Raw genomic sequence first — 20982 nt, 5'->3', positions numbered from 1 at the left:
CTCCCAACCTCCCCCACAAGGGGGGAGGTGCCGATCGGGGCTTTGGCAGGTCTCTTGCCACCCTCACCGACCCACACCTCCCCCCTTGTGGGGGAGGCTGGGAGGGGGGTGGCCACGTGCACTGAAAGTCGAGTTATGGGAGAGAGAAAATGCACACCGAAATGCTGATCGGCTCGCGCTTCGAGGCGGGGACGGAAACCGAGGAGCAGGTGCTCAATCCCAGAACCGGGGAGCTGATCCGGGGTATCCCCGAGGCGTCGCTGAGCCAGATCGATGCGGCCGTGCTCGCCGCGGAGAAGGCCTTCGCCAGCTGGTCGCGGACCACGCCGGGGCAGCGCTCGAACTATCTGCTCAAGATCGCGCAGGCGATCGAGGACGATGCCGATGGCTTTGCGGCGCTCGAGGCGCTGAACTGCGGCAAGCCGATCAATGCGGTCAAGAACGACGAGATCCCGGCGATCGTCGATTGCTGGCGCTTCTTTGCCGGGGCGGTGCGCAATATGCAGGGCTCGATCGCGGGGGAATACCTGCCGGGCCACACCTCGATGGTGCGGCGCGACCCGATCGGCATCGTCGGCTCGATCGCGCCGTGGAATTACCCGCTGATGATGATGGCGTGGAAGCTGGCGCCGGCCATCGCCGGCGGCAATACGGTGGTCTACAAGCCATCAGAGCAGACGCCGCTGACGGCGCTGAAGCTCGCGAAAGTCTTCGCTGAGGTGCTGCCCGAGGGCGTGGTCAACGTTATCCTGGGGCGCGGCGACAGCGTCGGCAACGCGCTGATCAACCACCCCAAGATCAACATGATCTCGATCACCGGCGACGTCGCCACCGGCAAGAAGGTGCTGCAGGCGGCGGCCAAATCGGTGAAGCGCACGCATCTCGAACTCGGCGGCAAGGCGCCGGTGATCGTCTATGACGATGCCGACCTCGAGGCGGTGGTGAGCGGGCTCAAGGCCTTCGGCTACTATAATGCCGGGCAGGATTGCACGGCGGCCTGCCGGATCTATGCCGGCCCGAAAATCCACGACAGGCTGGTGGCCGACTTGAGCTCGGCGGTCAACTCGATCAAGTACAACCAGGCCGACGATACGCTCAACGAGATCGGGCCGCTGATCTCGAAGCGCCAGCGCGACCGGGTGGCGAGCTTCGTCGAGCGGGCGTCGGAACTGCCGCATATCAAGATCACTGCAGGTGGCCATGTGTCGGGCGACCGGGGCTTCTTCTACGAGCCGACGGTGATCGCCGGGGCGCTGCAGGCTGATGAGATCGTGCGGCGCGAAGTGTTCGGGCCGGTGGTGTCGGTCACCCGCTTCACCGACCCCGAGGATGCCATCGCCTGGGCCAATGACAGCGACTATGGCCTCGCCTCATCGGTGTGGACCAAGGATGTGTCGAAGGCGATGCAGACGGCGGCGCGGCTGCAATATGGGTGCACCTGGATCAACACGCACTTCATGCTGGTCAACGAGATGCCGCATGGCGGGCTGAAGCAGTCGGGCTATGGCAAGGACATGTCCGTCTATGCGCTCGAGGACTATACGGCGGTCCGGCATGTGATGATCAATCACGGGTAGGCTTGGCGTATCGTCAGCCGGTGTGCTTGGCGCCCCTCACCCCGGCCCTCTCCCCAAAGGGGCGAGGGGGCGATAGGGGCGCCGGCGTGCAAAGTGCGTCCCCTCGCCTCTCCAAGGGGGCGCAATAGCGCCCTCCCGGGGGGAGAGGGCGGCGGATGAGGCCGGAGGCCTCACCGCGGGGTGAGGGGCGCCAAGCGCGCTGCACTAAGCCGCCGCCACCCCGCTGGCGAGGTGCGAGCGGATATCCAGTTCCGTGCTTTTGAGGTGCGCGCGCATGGCGTCGACGGCGGCGCGTTGGTCGCCGGCGCGGATGGCGTCGAGGATGGCCTGGTGGGCTTCGACGGTTTCGACGCGGCCGGCGCCGCGCAGGGTCTGGCCGCGCCGGCTCATCACGAAGCTTTCGCGCAGGGGCTTGGCCATGGCTTCGAAGATGAAGGCGATGACGCGGTTGCCGCTCGCCATGGCAATGGCCTCGTGGAACTGCAGGTCGCTTTCGTGGAAGCGTGCTTCGGCCTCGGGGTTCTCGCCGTCGGCTGCCTCGGCCGCCGAGGCGCGCATGTCGCGCATGGCGCTGTCGATAGCCTGGATGCCGGCGCGGCTGGCGCGCTTCGCAGCGAGGCCCGATGACAGCGATTCCATCGCCATGCGCAGTTCGATCAGGTCGAACAGCCCCTTGGGATCGTTGCGGACGATCGAAACCAGCAGTGCCGCGAACACCGAACTGTCGGGCTCGCGCACCACGGCGCGGCGGCCGCGGCCGATATGCAGGAGGCCGCGCCCGACCAGCATTTTCACCGCTTCGCGCACCGTCAGGCGGCTGACCTCGAAGCGGCTGGCAATATCGGCTTCGCTCGGAATGCTGGCGCCCGGGGAGAGCTCGCCGAGAATGATCTCGGTCAGCTCGTTAGCCACCCTCTCGGCCGCCGTCAGTGGGTAATCCTCCGGGCCGGCGTTCACGTCGCTACGGGCCATTCCCCTCACACCTATCTGATATGTTATACGGCACCGACGCGAACTTTGTCGTCTGTCCGGTGCTCTCCTCAACGCCGAATTGTAATGCAGACATAGCAATTTGAGCAAGGATGAAAGCTCGGCGAACACGCCTTCGGCAGCCGTTCGGCGGACATCTTTACAGCGATATCTGATTACTCTAGGTTCCGCCGGCGCGTTGGAGGACGCGCGAAATGCCCCGGCTACGGGGCGTTTGGGAGGCGTCGCCACCGGGTGCCCGGCACGGCAACGAAGACCCGCGCAGCAATGAGCTGCGATGGTTGGTTCCCTTCACCTGTCCTCCCCGCGGGCGGCACGTCCCGATCGCGGTTCCGTCACCAAGGTTTACCCGGGAGGAAACCAGTGAAAGCCTTGAAGCTTCTTATGACCGCCGTCACCGTTGGCGCCATCGCGCTCTCCGGCCAGGCGTTTGCCCAGGACAAGGGCGCCATCGGCATTGCGATGCCGACCAAGTCGTCGCTCCGTTGGATTTCGGACGGTGACTCGCTGAAGGCCGCCCTCGAGGCCAAGGGCTACAGCGTCGACCTGCAATATGCCGAGGACGATATCCCGAACCAGCTCGCTCAGATCGAGAACATGGTGACCAAGGGCGTGAAGGCCCTGGTGATCGCGTCGATCGACGGCACGACGCTCAGTGCCGTGCTGCAGCAGGCTGCCGACTCGGGCATCAAGGTCATCGCCTATGACCGCCTGATCCGCGAAAGCGCCAATGTCGACTACTACACCACCTTCGACAACTTCCAGGTTGGCGTGCTGCAGGCCAACTCGCTGGTCAAGGGCCTGAAGGAACGTTTCCCGAGCACCAAGCCGTGGAACGTCGAACTGTTCGGCGGCTCGCCCGACGACAACAACGCCTTCTTCTTCTACGACGGCGCGATGAGCGTCATCCAGCCGCTGATCGACTCGGGCGACGTGGTGATCAAGTCCGGCCAGACCGGCATGGACAAGGTCGGCACGCTCCGCTGGGACGGCGCCGTGGCGCAGGCCCGCATGGACAACATCCTTTCGGCCAACTACTCGGACGGCAGCCGCGTCGATGGCGTCCTGGCTCCCTATGACGGGCTGAGCCGCGGCATTATCTCGTCGCTGCGCGGCGTTGGTTACGGTTCGGCCGACCAGCCGTGGCCGATCATCACCGGGCAGGACGCCGAAGTCCCGTCGGTGAAGGCGATCATTGCCGGCGAGCAGTACTCGACCGTGTTCAAGGATACCCGCGAACTGGCCGCGACCACTGCCGCGCTCGTCGACACTGTCGTCGGCGGCGGTACGCCTGAAGGACTCGACACCAAGACCTATGACAATGGCGTCAAGGTCGTGCCGTCGATCCTGCTCGTCCCGCATGACGTCGATGCCACCAACTACAAGGCTCTGGTCGTCGACTCGGGCTACATCAAGGAATCCGACCTCCAGTAAGGTCGAAGCCTTCGGAAGGGCCTCGCTGAGCAGCGGGGCCCTTTCGGCATTCTATCCCCTCAAGTAAACTTCGCCCCACAAGTAAATCCGGCCCCGCGGCGCCATCTGGCGACCGGGACCAACCAGAAGGCCGCCCATGACCGACACGATCCCGGAGATGCGCGACACGATCTTGCCGATGCGTGACACGATCCTGCAGATGCGTGACATCACCAAGACCTTTCCTGGTGTGAAGGCGCTGCAGAACGTCAACCTGGACGTCAAGGCCGGCGAAATTCACGCCATCGTCGGCGAGAACGGTGCCGGCAAATCGACACTGATGAAGGTGCTTTCCGGCGTCTACCCGCATGGCTCCTATGAGGGCCAGATCATCTATAATGGCGAGGAATGCGCCTTCCGCTCGATCCGCGACAGCGAGCACAAGGGCATCGTCATCATCCACCAGGAGCTGGCGCTGGTGCCGCTCTTGTCGATTGCCGAGAACATCTATCTCGGCAACGAGCGCGCCAAAGCCGGCATCGTCGATTGGGACGAGACGCGCGAGGGCGCCCGCGCCGTGCTGCGCAAGGTCGGGCTCAACGAAGACCCCGATACGCTGGTCACCAATATCGGCACCGGCAAGCAGCAGCTGGTCGAGATCGCCAAGGCGCTTTCGAAAGAAGTGAAGCTGCTCATCCTCGACGAGCCGACCGCCAGCCTTTCGGAAAAGGACAGCGCGGCGCTGCTCGACCTGCTGCTCGGCTTCAAGGCGCAGGGCATTTCCTGCATCCTGATCTCGCACAAGCTCAACGAGGTTTCGAAGATTGCCGACCGGATCACGGTGATCCGCGATGGCCGCACCATCGAGACGCTCGACAAGGCCGATATCACCGAGGACCGGATCATCACCTCGATGGTCGGCCGCCCGCTCGAGGATCGCTACCCGGCCCGCGCGCCTCAAATCGGCGAGGTGGTGTTCGAGGTGAAGAACTGGTCGGTCTACCACCCGCAGCACCGCGACCGGCAGGTGATCAAGGGCATCGACCTCAACGTCCGGAAGGGCGAAGTGGTGGGGATCGCCGGGTTGATGGGCTCGGGCCGCACCGAATTCGCCATGAGCCTGTTCGGCAAATCCTACGGCGTGAAGGTCAGCGGCGAGGTGCTGCTGCACGGCAAGAAGGTCGATACCTCGACGGTCGAAAAGGCCGTGTCGCACGGCATCGCCTACGCCACCGAGGATCGGAAGACCTTCGGGCTCAACCTCATCGACCACATCAAGCACAACACCACGCTCGCCAACCTGTGGGGCGTGTCGCGCTGGGGCGTCATCGACGACCTCGCCGAGCTCGACGTGGCGAACGACTATCGCAAGAAGACCAATATCCGGTCCTCGAGCGTCTACCAGACGGTGGGGAACCTGTCGGGCGGCAACCAGCAGAAAGTGGTGCTGTCCAAGTGGCTGTTCGCCAACCCCGAAGTGCTGATCCTCGATGAGCCGACCCGCGGCATCGATGTCGGCGCCAAGTACGAAATCTACAGCATCATCAACCAGCTCGCCGCGCAGGGCAAAGCCATCCTCGTCATCTCCTCGGAGATGCCGGAACTGCTCGGCATCACCGACCGCGTCTACGTGATGAACGAGGGCCGGCTGGTCGGCGAAATGCCGACCGTCGAGGCGAGCCAGGAAAAGATCATGCGCGCCATCGTGCGCGCCGAAGGGAAAGTTGCATCATGACGACCGAAACCGCACCGCAGGCTGCAACCCCGGCAGAAGCCGCTGCGCCGCTTTCGATCTGGGGCGCGCTGCAGGCGAACCTCCGCGAATACGGCCTGCTGCTGGTGCTGATCCTGATCATGCTGTTTTTCCAGTGGACGACCGGCGGCGTGCTGTTCAAGCCGCTGAACCTCACCAATATCGTCCTGCAGAACAGCTACATCATCGTGATGGCGCTGGGCATGCTGCTGGTGATCGTCGCCGGCCATATCGACCTCAGCGTCGGCTCGGTGTCGGGCTTTATCGGCGCGCTGGCGGCCATGCTGATGGTCGGCTGGAAGTTCCCGCCGGAGCTGGCTTTCCTCGCCAACCCGATCGTTGCAGGCCTCATCTGCCTCGTGGTCGGGGCGGCGATCGGCGCGGCGCAAGGCTACCTGATCGCCTATTACCGCATCCCGAGCTTCATCGTGACGCTCGCCGGCATGCTGATCTTCAAGGGCCTGTCGCTGTCCATTCTCGCCGGCCAGTCGGTCGGCCCGTTCCCGGCCGAGTTCCAGCTGCTGTCGGCGGGGTTCATCCCCGACTTCATCGGGGCGATCACCCTCGTGCCGGCCAGCCAGGGCGTGCAGCCCTTGGTGCTGCACGGGGCAACGCTCGCCATCGGCATCGTCGCCGTGGTCGGCATGATCCTGCTGTCGATCCGCACCCGCGCCCGCCGTACGGCGCGCGGCTATGAGAGCGAGCCGTTCGCGCTGTTTGCCGCAAAGAACATCGTGATCGCGGCGCTGGTGCTGTTCTTCACCTATATGCTGGCGTCCTACAAAGGCCTGCCGAACGTCCTGGTGGTGATGGGCATCCTGATTGCCGGCTTCGTCTTCCTCACCAAGCGTCTGACCTTCGGCCGGCGTATCTATGCCATCGGCGGCAACCCCAAGGCGGCGGCGCTGTCGGGCATCAAGACCGAGCGGCTGACCTTCTACATCTTCGCCATCATGGGGGCGCTCGCGGCGCTCGCCGGCATGATCTACGCCGCCCGCCTCAACTCGGCGACGCCGAAGGCGGGGCAGGGGCTCGAGCTCGACGTGATCGCCGCGGTGTTCATCGGCGGCGCCTCGGCGCTGGGCGGCGTCGGCCAGGTCGCCGGCGCGGTGATCGGCGCCTTCATCATGGGTGTCCTGAACAACGGCATGTCGATCATGGGCATCAACATCGACCTGCAGCAGATGATCAAGGGCGTGGTGCTGCTGGCCGCGGTGTTCTTCGACTTGTACAACAAGAACAAGGCGTAAGCGGTCGCAGCCGACGGACGAATGAGCCCGGGTTTCACGATGGTGGGACCCGGGCTTTTTGCTGCGCTGTCGTATGCTCCCCTCCCCCTTGAGGGGAGGGGCTGGGGGTGGGGGTGGTGAGGCGGGCACGGTGGTGACTGCACCACCCCCTCCCTCAATCCCTCCCCTCAAGGGGGAGGGAGGCGACAACCCAGACATCTCGCCACAACCGGCAACTTTTCCTCCGTCCCGCCCTAGCGAGCCGCGGCCAGTTATGGTTTTGTCCGCCGCGCATTGTAACGTTGCAACGAGGATATTTCGCATGGCTCTTTCCATCGAGCAGCGGCTGGACCGGATCAGGGTGCGGCTGGATGAGCTCACCTGGTGGCGGGAGCGCGAGACACTGCCGGTGGGCGGCTGGACGCTGAACGGCAAGCCGATCGAGGTCGGGGCGCCATGGCCGAGCCGTGACGGCGTGCAGAGCTTTGCCGCCGGCGTTTCGGTGCCCTCGAGCTGGCCGATTGCCGAGACGCGGCTGTTCCTCGACCTGGGTGGCGAGGCGCTGGCGACGCTGATCTATGGCGACGACAATGTCGGTTTCGGCAACGACCCGTATCACAAGGAATTCCCGGTACGGGCGCATGATTTCCGCATCGAGGCGGAAGCGGTGGCGCGGCTGCCGTTCGGCGAACCGGTGCGCAAGCCGCATCTGAACGACGCCAGACTCTACTGGCTCGACGGCGCGGTCGACGCGTTCCGCCTGCGCTTGAGCCAAGTGCACGAAGCGGCGACGGAGCTCGGCGAGCACGAGGTGGTGCCGCACCTCGTCGCTGCGGCGGAGGAGGCCTTTTACGCGCTCGAATGGCCGTCGGGGACGGAGGATTATGTCGCGCGCTTTGCGCCGCAGCGCGGCCAGCAGAAGATCTGGCAATTGCCGCCGCTCAAGGACAACCCGGCGCCGCTCAGCGAAGCGCAGCGCCAGAGCGTCATCAAGGCGGACCTGAAGCTGATCGAGCGGCTGCGCGAACTCAAGCAGCGCTTCCCGCAACAGGGCGAGATCGCGCTCACCGGGCACGCCCATATCGATCTCGCCTGGCTCTGGCCCTATGCCGAGACCCGCCGCAAGATGCGCCGCACCTTCTCGACGGCGGTGACGCTGATGGAGGGGAGCAACGAGTACCTGGCGCAGTCGGGTTTCCGCTTCAACCAGTCGACGGCGCATTACTACGCGCAGATCGAGGAAGACGATCCGGCGCTGTTCCAGAAGATCAAGGCGAAGGTGGCGGCCGGCGGCTGGGAGACGGTCGGCGGCATGTGGGTCGAGCCCGACACCAATATGCCCACCGGCGAGAGCCTGACGCGGCAGATCCTCTACGGGCAGCGCTATTTCCAGCAGAAGTTCGGGGTCAAGCACCGGGTGTGCTGGCTGCCCGATTGCTTCGGCTTTTCGGGTGGGCTGCCGCAGCTGTTGAAACAAGGCGGTATCGACTCGTTCTTCACCATCAAGGTGAACTGGAACGACACCAACACCATCCCGGCCGACCTGTTCTGGTGGGAGGGGATCGATGGCTCGCGGGTGTTGACCCACACCTTCAACAACCCCTGGCACGGCTATAATGGCGCGGTGAACCCGCTCAGCATCCTGAAGACCTGGCGTAACTTCATGCAGAAGCCGCAGCATTCGACCTCGCTGCTCGCCGTGGGCTATGGCGATGGCGGTGGCGGGGTGACGCCGGAATATGTCGAGCGCGAAATGCAGCTGCGGGATTTCCCGGTGCTGCCCAAGGCGCGCTGGAGCCGGGTCGAGGATTTCTTCGCTGCGGCGCACGAGACCGGCAAGCAGACCGAGCTGCCAGTGTGGCAGGGCGACATCTATCTGGAACTGCACCGCGCGACGCTCACCACGCAGAGCGCCACCAAGAAGGCGCACCGGCAGGCTGAGCGGGCGCTGATCACCGCCGAAACGCTGGCCTCGCTGGCGGCGCTGCTCGGTGGCGAGCAGCCGGAGAGCCTCGAGCATATCTGGCGCGTGGTGCTGAAGAACGAGTTCCACGACATCCTGCCCGGCTCGTCGATCGCCGAGGTCTACGAGGATGCCGAGCGCGAGCTGAACGACGCGGTCGGCCGCGCACTGGCGCGCCAGCAGATGGCGATGTCGGTGATCGTCAACCGCATCCCGAACGGCGATGTGCATGACGCGGTGATCGTGGTGAACCCCTCGCTCAGCCGCCGGCCAGTGCGGGTGACGCTGTCGGACGGCACGCATTTCTCGAGTTCCGACGTGATGGCGCCGCTCGGCATCAAGGTGTTCACCCGCGCGACGCTCGAGCCGCTGGCGGGCCTGTCGGTGAGCGAGAGCCACCTCGAGAACACGCATCTTCGCGCCACGATCGGGCTCGACGGCACCGTCACCAGCCTCATCCACAAAGCGACCGGGCGCGAGGCGCTCGCGGGCCGCGGCAACCAGCTCTGGGTCTATCCGGCCGATAAGCCGCGCGACTGGGATGCCTGGGATATCGAGGAGGACTACGCCAAGAAGGGCATCGAGCTGAACCGCCCTGAAAGCATCAAGGTGGTCGAGGATACCCCGGCGCGCGCCGCGATCCGCATCGTCCGTCGCTTCCGCGCCTCGACGGTGACGCAGACCTACAGCCTCGACGCCAACGGGGTGCGTCTCGATATCGCGACCGAGATCGACTGGCACGATCGGCATTGCCTGCTCAGGACGCAGACGCCGGTGGCGGTGCGCGCCGCGCACGCGACGTTCGAGCACGCCAACGGGGTGGTGCAGCGCACCACGCACAACAATACCAGCTGGGACCAGGCGCAGTTCGAAGTGCCGGGCCATCGCTTCCTCGATATGAGCGAGCCGGGTTTCGGCGTGGCGCTGCTCAACGACGCCAAGTATGGGCACAGCGCCAAGGGCAATGTGCTGGGCCTCAGCCTCGTGCGCTCGCCGGTCTATCCGGACCCACTGGCCGATGAAGGCGGGCAGCGCTTCACCTATGCGCTCTATCCGCATGCCGGCGAGTGGCATGAGGGCCGGGTGCGCGAGGAAGCCGAGGACCTCAACCAGCCGATGCTGGCGGCCGTCGCCAGCGGCGTCGCCGCGGTGCATTACGAGCCGATCGCGATCGACGGCATTCCGGCAGCGCTGTCGGGGCTGAAGCCGGCCGAGGACGGCAATGGCCTGGTGCTGCGGGTGTATGAGCCCTCGGGCCGGCGCGGCGATTTCGCAGTGGAGGTGCCGGAGGGGTGGAAGCTCAGCGAGAGCCTCAACATTCTCGAGGAGCCGATGGAGCGCGGCGAGGGCGCGGGGCTGCGGCCGTTCGAGGTCAGGAGCTGGCGGGTTTCGCGGGGGTAGGGGCTGGAGCGTGGGGCCCACCCCCACCCAGCTGCGCTACGGCTCCGCCTAGCTGCGCTACCCTCCCCACAAGGGGGAGGGAGGGGCTCAGCGTTCGCTGAAGCCTCAGTCGTCTCTCCCTCCCCTTGATGGGGAGGGATCAAGGGTGGGGTGGGGCCGCTTGCGCTGACCGCTCAGCCCTTCTCCACCGGCGCATCGGCCTTGCCGCCCCACTCAGTCCACGACCCATCATAGACCGCCACATCCCTGGCCCCGGCAATGGCCAGTGCCAGCGCCACGGTCGACGCCGTCACCCCCGAGCCGCAACTGGTGACGATGGGCTTGCTCACATCCACCCCGGCTTTCGCAAACAGCGCCTGCAACTCCGCCGCTGACTTCAGCTGCCCGTTCGCCGTCACGTCGCTGGCCGGCACACTCAGGCTGCCGGGGATGTGGCCCGAGGCGAGGCCGGGGCGGGGTTCCGGGGCTTCGCCGCGGAAGCGGTCGCCGGGGCGGGCGTCGACGATGGTCCTGGCTTTCGAGCTGGTCAGCCCGAGCACGGCGTCGAAATCCTGCACCAGCGCCGGCTGGTAGTGCGGCACAAAAGTTCGGGGTGCCGGCTGCTCCTCGCCCGAGGCGGTTGGTCGGCCCTCGGCGCGCCATTTCGGGCCGCCGCCATCGAGCACGCGCACGTCCCTGGCGCCCATGGTGCGAAAGCTCCACCAGACGCGCGGTGCGGCGAAGACGCCGGCTTCGTCGTAGACGACGATGGTGTCGGTATCGGCGATGCCGAGTTTGCCTACCGCCTCGGCAAAGGCCGCCGGGGTGGGCAGCATATGGGGCAGGGTGGTGGTCTTGTCGGCGATATCGTCGATGCCGAAGAACACCGCGCCGGGCAGGTGGCTCTTGAGGTATTCGGCGCGCCCGCTGCGGTTGGCGGCCGGCATGTACCAGCTGGCATCGACGAGGACGACATTGGCGTCATCGATGTGGTCGGCAAGCCAGTCGGTGGTGACGAGTGGGGTGGTCATGGGTGCTCCGCGATTTGCGGGGCACCTTAGTGCAGGATGGCGCGCGGGTGAATCGGCTTGCGGGTCAAAGTGTTGCTGGTTGGGGAGAGGGACGCCGACTGCCAGCATTAGTGCTAGCTTACCAGGCGCCTACCGCTCCAGCACCAGCACGTCGCTCGAGGCGATGCCGATGCGCACTGGCGCTCCGTGCGCCGGGGGTGGGGTGCGTTGGTCGTTGAAGGTGTCGAGGTTCACCGCGTTGTCGCCGAGGTCGACCTTCAGGCGGATCACCGAGCCGAGGAAGCTGACTTCAGCGACCTTGCCATCGAGCACGATATCGCGCGTCGCGCCGTTGGCGAGCGACACCGCTTCGGGCCGCATAGTCAGGGCTACGGCTTCACCGTTGCGTGCAGAAGCGGGCAAAGCCGGGATGGTGACGGTGGTGCCGCCCAGTGTCACGGTCTTGGCGCCGGCGTCGGCGACGGTGGCATTAAGGGTGTTGAGGGTGCCGACGAAGGTCGCGACGAACCTGGTCTGCGGCCGGTTGTAGATCTCGAACGGCTGGCCGAACTGCTCGACATTACCGGTGTTGAGCACGACGATCCGGTCGGAGATCGACAGCGCCTCTTCCTGGTCGTGCGTCACGAACACCGTGGTGATCCCCAGTTCGCGCTGGATCTGGCGGATCTGCTCGCGCAGCGAGACGCGGATCTTGGCATCGAGCGCGGAGAGCGGCTCGTCGAGCAGCAGCATGCGGGGGCTGGGGGCGAGCGCGCGAGCCAGCGCCACGCGCTGCTGCTGGCCGCCCGAGAGTTCGAACGGATAGCGCTTGCCGTAGCCGGAAAGGCCGATCAGCTGCAGCATCTCCTCGGTCCGGGCTTCGCGCTGCGGCTTTGGCATGCCGGCGATTTTCAGCCCGAAGCCGATATTGTCGGCGACGTTCATGTTGGGGAACAGCGCATAGGCCTGGAACACCATGCCGATCTTGCGCTGGTTGGGCGCTAGGCCGGAAATGTCCTTGCCCTCGACCAGGATGCGGCCCGAATCCGGGCGCTCGAAGCCGGCAATCATCCTGAGGATGGTGGTCTTGCCGCAGCCCGAGGGCCCGAGCAGGCTGACGAACTCGCCCTTGTTGAAGCTGAGGTCGACGCCCTTGACGACCTGGTTGCCGCCGAAGGCCTTGACCAGCTTGTCGATGCGCAGAAATTCTTCGGCCATGGTCTAGTCCCTACGGGCGGTTTTGGGGGCAAAACGCGCGAGCAGCTGGATCATGCCCATGGCGCCCCAGGTGATGACGAATGAAATGACGGCGAGCGCGGCAGGCTCGAACGCCCGGTTGGCGCCGACATTCTGCATGTAGACACCGAACACCTGCCGGTTGAGGAGGCTCGCGATAGTGAACTCGCCGATGACGATGGCGAGGGTCAGGAAAGCGCCCGACAGCACCGCGACGATGATGTTGGGAAAGATCACCTTGGCGATGATGGTCGCCTGGTTGGCGCCGAGGATATTGGCGGCTTCGGTGAGGGTCTGCACATCGATGGTGCGGAGCCCCGTATCGACCGCCCGATACATGTAGGGCAGGGCCAGCGCCACATAGGCCAGCGTCAACAGGATATCGGTGCCGAGATTGGTGCCGAGCAGCGGCAGCGGCGACGAGGTGTTGTACATGCGGATATAGCCGAACACCAAAATGATGGCCGGGATCACCAGCGGCAACAGGGTGATGAACTCGATGATCGGCCTGAGATGCGGGGCGCGCAGCCGCACGTAATAGGCGGCGGGCACGACGATCAGCAGGCCGGCGAGAATGGCGCAGACGCCGACGATCAGCGAGTAGCTGAACGAGGCCTGGAAGCGCCCATCGGAGAACACCGAGGTATAGGCATCGAAGGTGTAGCCCTCGCGGCGGATGCGCAGCGAGAACTCGAAGGTGGCGAGCAGCGGCACGATGAAATAGGCCGCGCCGAAGGCGAAGATGAGCCAGCTCCAGAGCTTGGCGGGCTTCATTTGAGCCACCTCTCGGCGCGGGTGCGGATCACCAGGTAGACGATGTTGGCGAGCGCGGTGATGACGATCATGCCGAGCGCCAGCGCGGCGCCGAGGCCGGGGTTGTGCAGCACGTCGCCGCGGATCTGCGCATAGAGCAGGATGGGGACGATGTTGAGCGACGAACCGGTGAGCGCGTAGGCGGTGGCAATGGCGCCGAACGCGTTGGCGAACAGCAGCGACAAGGTGCCGAGGAGGTTCGGCCACAGCACCGGCAGCCCGATATAGCGCCAGAACTGGCCATTGGTGGCGCCCAGCGTCGCGGCGGCCTCGCCCCATTCCTTCTTCAGCCCATCGATCGCCGGCGCGATGATCAGGATCATCAGCGGGATCTGGAAGTAGAGATAGGTGATGGTGAGGCCCCAGAAACTCAAAAGGTTGAAGCCGGATTTGTAGAGGTCGAGCCCGGCGAACTTCAGCAGCACGGTGACCAGCCCGAGCCGGCCGAGCGTCGCGAGGAAGGCGAAGGACAGCGGGATGCCGGCGAACTGCGAGGCGACGCCGGAAAAGGTCATCACCGCCGAGCGGATGCCGGAGGGGAGCTTGCCCCGGATGATGGCCAGCGCAATGGCGAGCCCGATGGCGGCGCCAAGCACGGCCGACGTCACCGAAACCCGGATCGAAATCCAGAACGAGGCAGCGATCTGCGGCGTCGCCAGATCCATGACGTTCTGCAGGGTGAAATTGCCTTGCGGGTCCTGGAAGGCGCCGACCACGAGGCCGAGCGTCGGGATCAACAGGAACAGCAAAGCGAAGATGATGAACGGCGCGATGGCGATGATGTCGCCGAGGCGGAGCCTCAAAAAGAACCGGAACGGGTTACCACCGACGCGCACGGCCGGCCCGGTGGAAACCGGGCCGGCCGAGGTGTCAGCCGCAGAGCTGACATTGGTCATGTTACTGGACGTTGGCGCCGACGACGGCGTCCCACTGGCCGGTGATCACTTCCTTGGCGGCAGCCTGCTCGTCGAGGGTCGGGAACACGGCCTTGGCATAGGCCTCGGCCGGCGGCAGCTTGTCGAGCAGCTCCTGCGGGATCGAGCCCTTGGCAGCGAGATCGTTGAAGCGGATCGGGTGGCAATAGCCAGCCAGCCAGCCGAGCTGACCTTCGTCGGAGTAGAGGTATTCCATCCACAGCTTGGCCGCGTTCGGATGCGGCGCGAAAGCCGAGATCGCCTGGATGTAGACGCCGGCGACGACGCTGTCGGACGGCACGACCACTTCGGCCTTGGGGTTGCCGGCAAAGCCATCGCGCCAGGCCAGAGCATTGTAGTCCCACGCCACGACGATCGGGGTGGTGCCCTGGGCGGTGGAAGCGGCCTTGCCGATCACCGGCACGAAGTTGCCGGATTTGTTGAGCTCGGCGAAGTAGGCGAGACCAGCGTCGGCCGCGGCCTTGGCATCGGCAGCACCGGTCGAGAGGCCGGCGCCATAGACGCCCTGGATGGCCTGGTTGGCAGCGCGCGGATCACCGGCCAGCGCCACGGCGTTGGCATAGTCGGCGCCCTTGAGGTCGGCCCACGAGGTCGGGACCTTCGAGACGAGGTCGGTGTTCACGAGGAACGACAGCACGCCGTAGTAATCGCCGTACCAGTAGCCTTCAGCGTCCTTGGCCGAATCCGGGATCGAATCCCAGGTCGAGACCTTGTACGGCTGGATCAGGCCTTCGGCCTTGGCCGAGGGGCCAAAGCTGAGACCGACGTCGATCACATCAGGGGCCTGCGGGCCGGTATTGCCCTTGTTGGCCTTGATAGCTTCGATTTCATCGGCCGAGCCGGCATCGGGGTTCAGCTCGTTGATGGTGATGCCCGGATACTTGGCCTTGAAGGCCTCGATCACGGCGCCATAGCCGCACCAGTCGTGCGGCAGGGCGATAGTGGTCAGTTGTCCCTCAGTTTTCGCGGCTTCGTACAGCGCGGCGAGGTCGGTCTGCGCCGAAACGGTGAAGGTCGAAGCGGCGAGTGCCGCGACCGATACCGAAGCGACGAGCGCATTCTTGACGATCATTCTCAAGTCTCCCTGGAATTTTGGCTTCTTGTCCTGACTCGGGAGGAGCCCCTAAAGCCGCGCTTCACCTATTTTGGCCGTGTGACAGCCACGTGACACCCCCAAGGTGCGCCGTGGCAGGCGAGGCGATCCATTGCCCCGACAAAGTCAGGCGGCGCAGGCGAGACAGCGTTCGGACCCCCTCCGAAGTCAATTGTGACAATTGTGACAGTGCCCGTTTTGCTTGGGCGAGTCGAGATGGGGGCAGGAAAGCCAGATTAGAGCCGTTCCAAGCTGGGTCGATATTTCTTGAAGCCGACTATCCACTTTGATAGTCGGCGCTACCAACGGGCCCGCGCAGGCCTGCTCCAGGAGATTTCAGTAATGAAGATCAGCACGCTTGCCCTCTCGATCGGCATGGCGGCGATGGGCGCCGGCCTTGCCAATGCCGCCGAACCCAGCGCCGATGCCATCCTCAAGACCTACGCCGATATCGCGCTCGCCGGTTACGAGGATGCGCTCGCGACCGCCAAGGCGCTCGACGCCGCCACCGACACGCTGATCGCCAACCCGAGCGAAGAGACGCTGACCGCGGCGCGCGAAGCCTGGCGGGCGTCGCGTCCGTCGTACCAGCAGACCGAGGCGTTCCGCTTCGGCAACCCGGTTGTCGATGAGTGGGAAGGCAAGGTGAATGCCTGGCCGCTGGATGAAGGCCTGATCGACTATGTCGATGCCTCTTATGGTACCGAGAGCGACGAGAACGGGCTCTACACCGCCAACATCATTGCCAACTCAAAGATCACCATCGACGGCACCGAAGTCGATGCGGCGGAGATCACCCCGGCGTTTTTGCAGGATACGCTGCAGGAAGCCGGCGGTATCGAAGCGAACGTCGCGACCGGCTACCACGCCATCGAGTTCCTGCTCTGGGGCCAGGATCTCCACGGCACGGAAGCCGGGGCCGGTGAGCGGCCGTTCACCGACTATTCGACCGAGGCTAATGCCAAGCGGCGCGGCCAGTATCTCGATGCGGCGACCGACCTCCTCGTCACCGATCTCGAGGAAATGGTCGCCAACTGGCAGGAAGGCGGCGCGGCGCGCACCGCACTGGCGGGGCAGGGGCTCGCCACCATTCTCACCGGCATGGGGTCGCTGTCGTTCGGCGAGCTGGCAGGCGAGCGCATGAAGCTCGGCCTCCTGCTGCACGATCCGGAAGAGGAGCATGACTGCTTCTCGGACAACACCTATATCTCGCATCTCAACGACGCGATCGGCATCCAGAACGTTTACCTGGGCAAATACACCCGGGTTGATGGCTCGGTGGTCGAAGGCCCCTCGATCTCGGAGCTGATTGCCTCGAAGGACGCCACCGTCGACACCGAGCTCAAGGCGCTGCTGGCCGACACCGTCGCCAAGATGGAGCTGATGAAGACCCGCGGCGACACCGTCGAAAAATACGACCAGATGATCGCCGAGGGGAACACCGAAGGTAACGCGGTTGTGCAGGCGGCGATCGATGGCCTGATCGCGCAGACCCGTGGTATCGAGCGCGCCGTGGCGCTGCTGGAGCTGGGCGACACGGTGACCATCGAGCAGTCCGACAGCCTGACCAACCCGGACGCCGTGTTCCAGTAGGCGAGTCTTCGTAGGCCTGGGTTTTCCAGAGCTTTGTCGGCGTCGCGGGTTGCCAGAATCCGCGATGCTGCGTTTCATCCCGGTCCATGGCCGGGAAGCCAAGAGTGCGAGACATGCACAAGCGCTTGACCGTTTTCCTGGTCATAACCCTTATCGCGGGTCTCGCCGTCGCCAGCGACGGCGGGACCCGTTCCGATTTGACGCCGAGGGATCTGCAGCGGGTCCAGGCGGTCACTGCCCCCACTACGGATTTCACCAAGCCCGAGAATTTCGAGCAGCTGCCGGGCGGGGCCGGCACGGTGAAGAAGCGCGTCAACCAGGACATCTTCTCGTTCTCGTCGGCCAATATCAGCTTCGAGCAGGAAGCCGAGTTCAAGCTCGGCAACGCGCTGTTCCGCAAGCTCTGGGTGTCGGCGCCGGCCTCGACCGAGGCGTCGGATGGGTTGGGGCCGCTGTTCAATGCGCGCGGCTGCCAGAACTGCCATTTGAAGGACGGGCGTGGCCATACGCCGTCGGGCAATGGCGACGATGCTGTATCGATGTTCCTGCGCCTCTCCATCCCGCCGCGCCACGATGCCGACCATGCGGCGCTGCTCGCCGGCGCCAAGGTGATCGAGGAGCCGACCTATGGCGGCCAGTTGCAGGATTTTGCCATCCAGGGGATCAAGCCCGAAGGCAAGATAGTGATCAGCTATACAGACGATCCGGTGAAGCTGGGTGACGGCACGATCGTGACGCTGCGCCGTCCGAGCTATTCGGTCGCCGACCTCGCCTATGGCGCGATGGCCGACGATGTGCTGCTCAGCCCGCGCGTCGCGCCGCAGATGATCGGACTGGGGCTGCTTGAGCAGGTGCCGCAGGAGGATATCCTTAAGAAGGTCGACCCCGACGATCGCGACGGCGACGGCATTTCGGGCCGGCCCAACATGGTGCTCGATGCGGAGAGCGGGCAGCGCGCGCTTGGCCGCTTCGGCTGGAAGGCCGGCGCCGCCAGCATCCGGGCGCAATCGGCCGATGCCTTTGCCGGCGATATCGGCATTTCGACACCGCTGGTGATGAAGCCGCATGGCGATTGCAGCACGGCAGAGGCCGAGTGCCTGGCGGCGCCGACCGGCGAACAGCAGCGGCTCGGCCCGTCCGAGGCGCCCGATCCGGTGCTCGACCTCGTCACCTTCTACTCGCAGAACCTGGGCGTGCCCCAACGCCGAAACGTCGGCGACGCCGACGTGCTGCGCGGCAAGCAGGCGTTCTATGCCGCCAATTGCACCGCCTGCCACACGCCAAAGTATGTGACCTCGCGCCAGGCGCCGATCGAGGCGCACAAGTTCCAGCTGATCTGGCCCTATACCGACCTGCTGCTGCACGACATGGGCGAGGGCCTTGCCGACAACCGCCCCGAGGGCGATGCCGACGGCTATGAGTGGAAGACCCCGCCGCTATGGGGGATCGGGCTCACCGAGACCGTCTCCGGTCACACCGAGTTTTTGCATGACGGGCGGGCGCGCAACCTCACCGAGGCGATCCTCTGGCATGGCGGCGAGGCGCAGAAATCGCGCGATGCGTTCGCAAACATGCCGAAATCCGAGCGCGATGATCTGATCGCCTTCCTGGAGTCGCTGTGATGCGTCTGTTGCTTGCCGTTGTCCTGGCGCTGAGCCTGACGCCTGCGCTGGCGCAGGAACAAAAGCTCACGGCGGAGCAGGTGGTGTCGCTGGCGATCACCGAGGCGATCCGCCCCGGTTTCGCCCAGTATGCCGAGACGGCGGCGACGCTCGAGCGCGACGTCGCGGGCCTCTGCGGCGGGCCATCCGAAGCGAGCCTCGACGTTGCCCGCACCCAGTTCAAGGCCGCCGTTATCGCCTGGTCGCGGGTCGAGCTCTATCGGCTCGGGCCGCTGATGGTGGAGAACCGCTACGACAAGATCCTGTTCTGGCCCGATCGCAAGGGCATCGCGCTGAGGCAGGTGCAAGGCGTGCTCGCCGATGCCGACCCCGATGCGGCGGACCCGGCAAAGCTCGGCAGCAAAAGCGTCGCCATGCAGGGGCTGGGGGCGCTCGAGTTCCTGCTGTTCGGCACCGGCGCCGAACAGCTGAGCAGCGCCGAAGGCGATTTCCGCTGCCGCTATGCTCACGCCATCGCGATGCTGCAGGCCGAGACTGCGGCCGCCTTGTCGGCTGAGTGGAACGACCCCGCGGGCATCTCGAAGCGGCTGCTCGAGCCGTCCGAAGCCGATCCCGACTATCGCAGTTTCCGCGAGGTGGCCGAGGCGCTGACCGGGTTGCTGGCGCACGGCACCGAGGCGATCCGCGACCAGCGGTTGCTGCCGTTCCTAGGGCGCGACGGCGCGGCGCCGAAGCCGAAATCGGCGCTGTTCTGGCGCTCGGGCATGACGGTGCCCTCGATCAACGCCAATTTCGAGGGCTTGCGCGCTTTGCTCGAGAAATCGCGTATCGCCGAGGCAACGACGGCGGAGAACCTCTGGGTGTCGAACAGCGCCAGTTTCGAGTTCGGCAATGCCGAGCGCGCCGGCAAGGTGGTGACCGAGCCGGTGGAGCAGGCGCTTGATGATCCCAAGCAGAAAAAGGCGCTCGACTACCTGGTGATCGTCACCCAGTCGCTCGACACCATCCTCGGCGAGAACCTCGCGGCGGCTTTGGGCCTGTCGGTCGGCTTCTCGTCGCTCGACGGAGACTGATGATGTGGCAGCGGCGGGCATTCCTCAAGGCAGCGGGCGTTGGCTTTGCCGCCGCGCTGCTGCCGCGGCGTGCCGAAGCGCTGGAGCGAGCCGAACTGATCTTCGCCTCGTCGATCCAGAAGCGCGAAGGCGGGTTCGGCGCGGCGCTGGTGAACGAGGCCGGAGCGGTGATCTCGACCGTCGACCTGCCGGAGCGTGGGCACGACATCACCTTTTCGCCGACCACGGGGCAGGGGGTGGTGTTCGCCCGCCAGCCCGGCACCTTCGCGGTGATCTTCGACCCAAAGGGCGGGGCGAAGCCGCAGACGCTGACCAGTATCGAGGGCCGGCATTTCTTCGGGCACGGAGCCTTCTCGCCCGACGGCAAGCTGCTCTATGCCACCGAGAATGATTTCGACAATGCGCGTGGGGTGATCGGCATCTATGACGTCGCCGGCGGCTATAAGCGGATCGGCGAGTTCGACACCTTTGGCACCGGCCCGCACGAGATGCTGCTGATGCCGGATGGCGAAACCTTCGTCGTCGCCAATGGCGGGATCGAGACGCACCCCGATTACGGGCGGACCGAGCTCAACCTCGACAGCATGGATCCCTCGATCGCCTTCGTCGACCGGCGCTCGGGCAAGCTGATCGGGCAATTGCGGCTCGATGGCGGGCTGCACCAGCTGTCGATCCGCCACATGGCGTTCGACCACAAGGGCCGGGTCTGGTTCGGCTGCCAGTTCCGCGGGCCCTCGGCCGATCGGCCGCAACTGGTCGGCTATGCCACGCGCGATGGCGAGATCCGGCTGATCGAGCTGCCCGACGCGACGCTCGGGGAATTGCGCAACTATATTGGCTCGGTCGCTGCCTCAGCCGATGGCGGGCTGATCGGCGTCTCCTCGCCCGAAGGGAACACCATCCTCGCCATCGACCCCGATACGGCGACGGTGGTCGCCAGCCTCGGGCTCGAAAACGGCTGCGGCATCGCGCCGGACAGTGTCGGGCTCGTGGCTTCGAGCGGAGAAGGGGCGCTGGGCGGGCTCGCCGGCTCGCCGGCGCCGCTCACGACGTTCGAGCTGAACTTTGACAATCATTTGAGGTTGCTGAAGGCGGTTTGAGCGGGCATCGTGCCCTCCAAAAACCCCCTCTCTTGCAAAATCTAAGGCTTAGCCAAACGGCTAAACCTAAGATTTTGCTTTCTCCCCCGCCAAGGGGGAGAGTCCTGACTGATGGTCCGATGTCGGTGGGACCACCGATCATCTCCCCCTTGGCGGGGGAGAAAGCGAAAACTTGGGCTTAGCGCAGCTAAGTCCTTAGTTT

15 protein-coding genes are annotated in these 20982 nt (G+C 65.3%); 9 read left to right on the top strand and 6 right to left on the bottom strand.

All coding sequences use genetic code 11. From position 1 onward, the window contains the following. The first annotated feature begins 149 nt into the window (after positions 1 to 149). Complete coding sequence (locus ACSQ23_RS24715) at positions 150 to 1577, top strand: gamma-aminobutyraldehyde dehydrogenase (RefSeq protein WP_055881049.1); 1428 nt, start codon at positions 150 to 152, stop codon at positions 1575 to 1577. A 204-nt stretch (positions 1578 to 1781) separates the two neighbouring features. Here ACSQ23_RS24715 and ACSQ23_RS24710 read toward each other — a convergent pair whose 3' ends face one another. After that, positions 1782 to 2549, bottom strand: a complete 768-nt coding sequence (locus tag ACSQ23_RS24710; protein ID WP_055881048.1) for a FadR/GntR family transcriptional regulator — start codon at positions 2547 to 2549, stop codon at positions 1782 to 1784. A gap of 381 nt (positions 2550 to 2930) precedes the next feature. Between ACSQ23_RS24710 and chvE the strand changes: the two genes are divergently transcribed. The 4 genes from chvE to ACSQ23_RS24690 all read left to right on the top strand — a co-directional run bounded on the left by chvE (position 2931) and on the right by ACSQ23_RS24690 (position 10326). After that, positions 2931 to 4001: a multiple monosaccharide ABC transporter substrate-binding protein gene (chvE, locus tag ACSQ23_RS24705; protein ID WP_055881045.1), complete on the top strand. Its 1071-nt coding sequence runs from the start codon at positions 2931 to 2933 to the stop codon at positions 3999 to 4001. Between the two features lie 178 nt (positions 4002 to 4179). After that, positions 4180 to 5715, top strand: a complete 1536-nt coding sequence (gene mmsA, locus ACSQ23_RS24700; protein ID WP_055881310.1) for a multiple monosaccharide ABC transporter ATP-binding protein — start codon at positions 4180 to 4182, stop codon at positions 5713 to 5715. Continuing rightward, positions 5712 to 6983: a multiple monosaccharide ABC transporter permease gene (gene mmsB / locus ACSQ23_RS24695; RefSeq protein WP_055881041.1), complete on the top strand. Its 1272-nt coding sequence runs from the start codon at positions 5712 to 5714 to the stop codon at positions 6981 to 6983. Before mmsA ends, mmsB begins: the two co-directional genes overlap by 4 nt. 301 nt (positions 6984 to 7284) lie before the next feature. Then, entirely contained in the window at positions 7285 to 10326 is a 3042-nt protein-coding gene (locus ACSQ23_RS24690; RefSeq protein WP_436092222.1) for an alpha-mannosidase, read from the top strand. A gap of 173 nt (positions 10327 to 10499) precedes the next feature. Here the strand turns inward: ACSQ23_RS24690 and sseA are convergent, their stop codons facing one another. The 5 genes from sseA to ACSQ23_RS24665 all read right to left on the bottom strand — a co-directional run bounded on the left by sseA (position 10500) and on the right by ACSQ23_RS24665 (position 15371). Then, positions 10500 to 11336, bottom strand: coding sequence for a 3-mercaptopyruvate sulfurtransferase (sseA, locus tag ACSQ23_RS24685; protein WP_436092221.1), 837 nt, complete (start codon positions 11334 to 11336; stop codon positions 10500 to 10502). 129 nt (positions 11337 to 11465) lie between these two features. Next, positions 11466 to 12533 carry an ABC transporter ATP-binding protein gene (locus ACSQ23_RS24680; RefSeq protein ID WP_055881034.1) on the bottom strand — a complete coding sequence of 356 codons (1068 nt, stop codon included), beginning with the start codon at positions 12531 to 12533 and terminating at the stop codon, positions 11466 to 11468. Positions 12534 to 12536: 3 nt separating this feature from the next. Then, positions 12537 to 13325, bottom strand: a complete 789-nt coding sequence (locus tag ACSQ23_RS24675; protein ID WP_055881032.1) for an ABC transporter permease — start codon at positions 13323 to 13325, stop codon at positions 12537 to 12539. Further along, a complete protein-coding gene (locus tag ACSQ23_RS24670) occupies positions 13322 to 14260 on the bottom strand; it encodes an ABC transporter permease (protein ID WP_436092220.1) in 939 nt (312 codons plus the stop codon). The genes ACSQ23_RS24675 and ACSQ23_RS24670 overlap by 4 nt, the downstream gene beginning before the upstream one ends. 1 nt (position 14261) lies before the next feature. Next, entirely contained in the window at positions 14262 to 15371 is a 1110-nt protein-coding gene (locus ACSQ23_RS24665; RefSeq protein ID WP_055881030.1) for an ABC transporter substrate-binding protein, read from the bottom strand. Between the two features lie 363 nt (positions 15372 to 15734). On the opposite strand from ACSQ23_RS24665, the gene ACSQ23_RS24660 reads away from it, so the two are divergent. The 4 genes from ACSQ23_RS24660 (at position 15735) to ACSQ23_RS24645 (ending at position 20780) form a co-directional block, all read left to right on the top strand. Next, positions 15735 to 16985, top strand: a complete 1251-nt coding sequence (locus tag ACSQ23_RS24660; protein WP_056001385.1) for an imelysin family protein — start codon at positions 15735 to 15737, stop codon at positions 16983 to 16985. 113 nt (positions 16986 to 17098) lie between these two features. Next, complete coding sequence (locus ACSQ23_RS24655) at positions 17099 to 18607, top strand: di-heme oxidoreductase family protein (RefSeq protein ID WP_056001382.1); 1509 nt, start codon at positions 17099 to 17101, stop codon at positions 18605 to 18607. After that, complete coding sequence (locus tag ACSQ23_RS24650; RefSeq protein ID WP_436092219.1) at positions 18607 to 19680, top strand: imelysin family protein; 1074 nt, start codon at positions 18607 to 18609, stop codon at positions 19678 to 19680. Before ACSQ23_RS24655 ends, ACSQ23_RS24650 begins: the two co-directional genes overlap by 1 nt. Positions 19681 to 19682: 2 nt before the next feature. Then, complete coding sequence (locus ACSQ23_RS24645) at positions 19683 to 20780, top strand: DUF1513 domain-containing protein (RefSeq protein WP_436092218.1); 1098 nt, start codon at positions 19683 to 19685, stop codon at positions 20778 to 20780. The last annotated feature ends 202 nt before the right edge of the window (positions 20781 to 20982 follow it).

The organism is Devosia sp. LjRoot16 (assembly GCF_964252795.1).
In the GTDB taxonomy this organism is placed as follows: Bacteria; Pseudomonadota; Alphaproteobacteria; order Rhizobiales; family Devosiaceae; genus Devosia_A.
The sequence above is the reverse complement of the archived record's forward strand: the minus strand, read 5'-3'. Positions and strand labels throughout refer to the sequence as shown.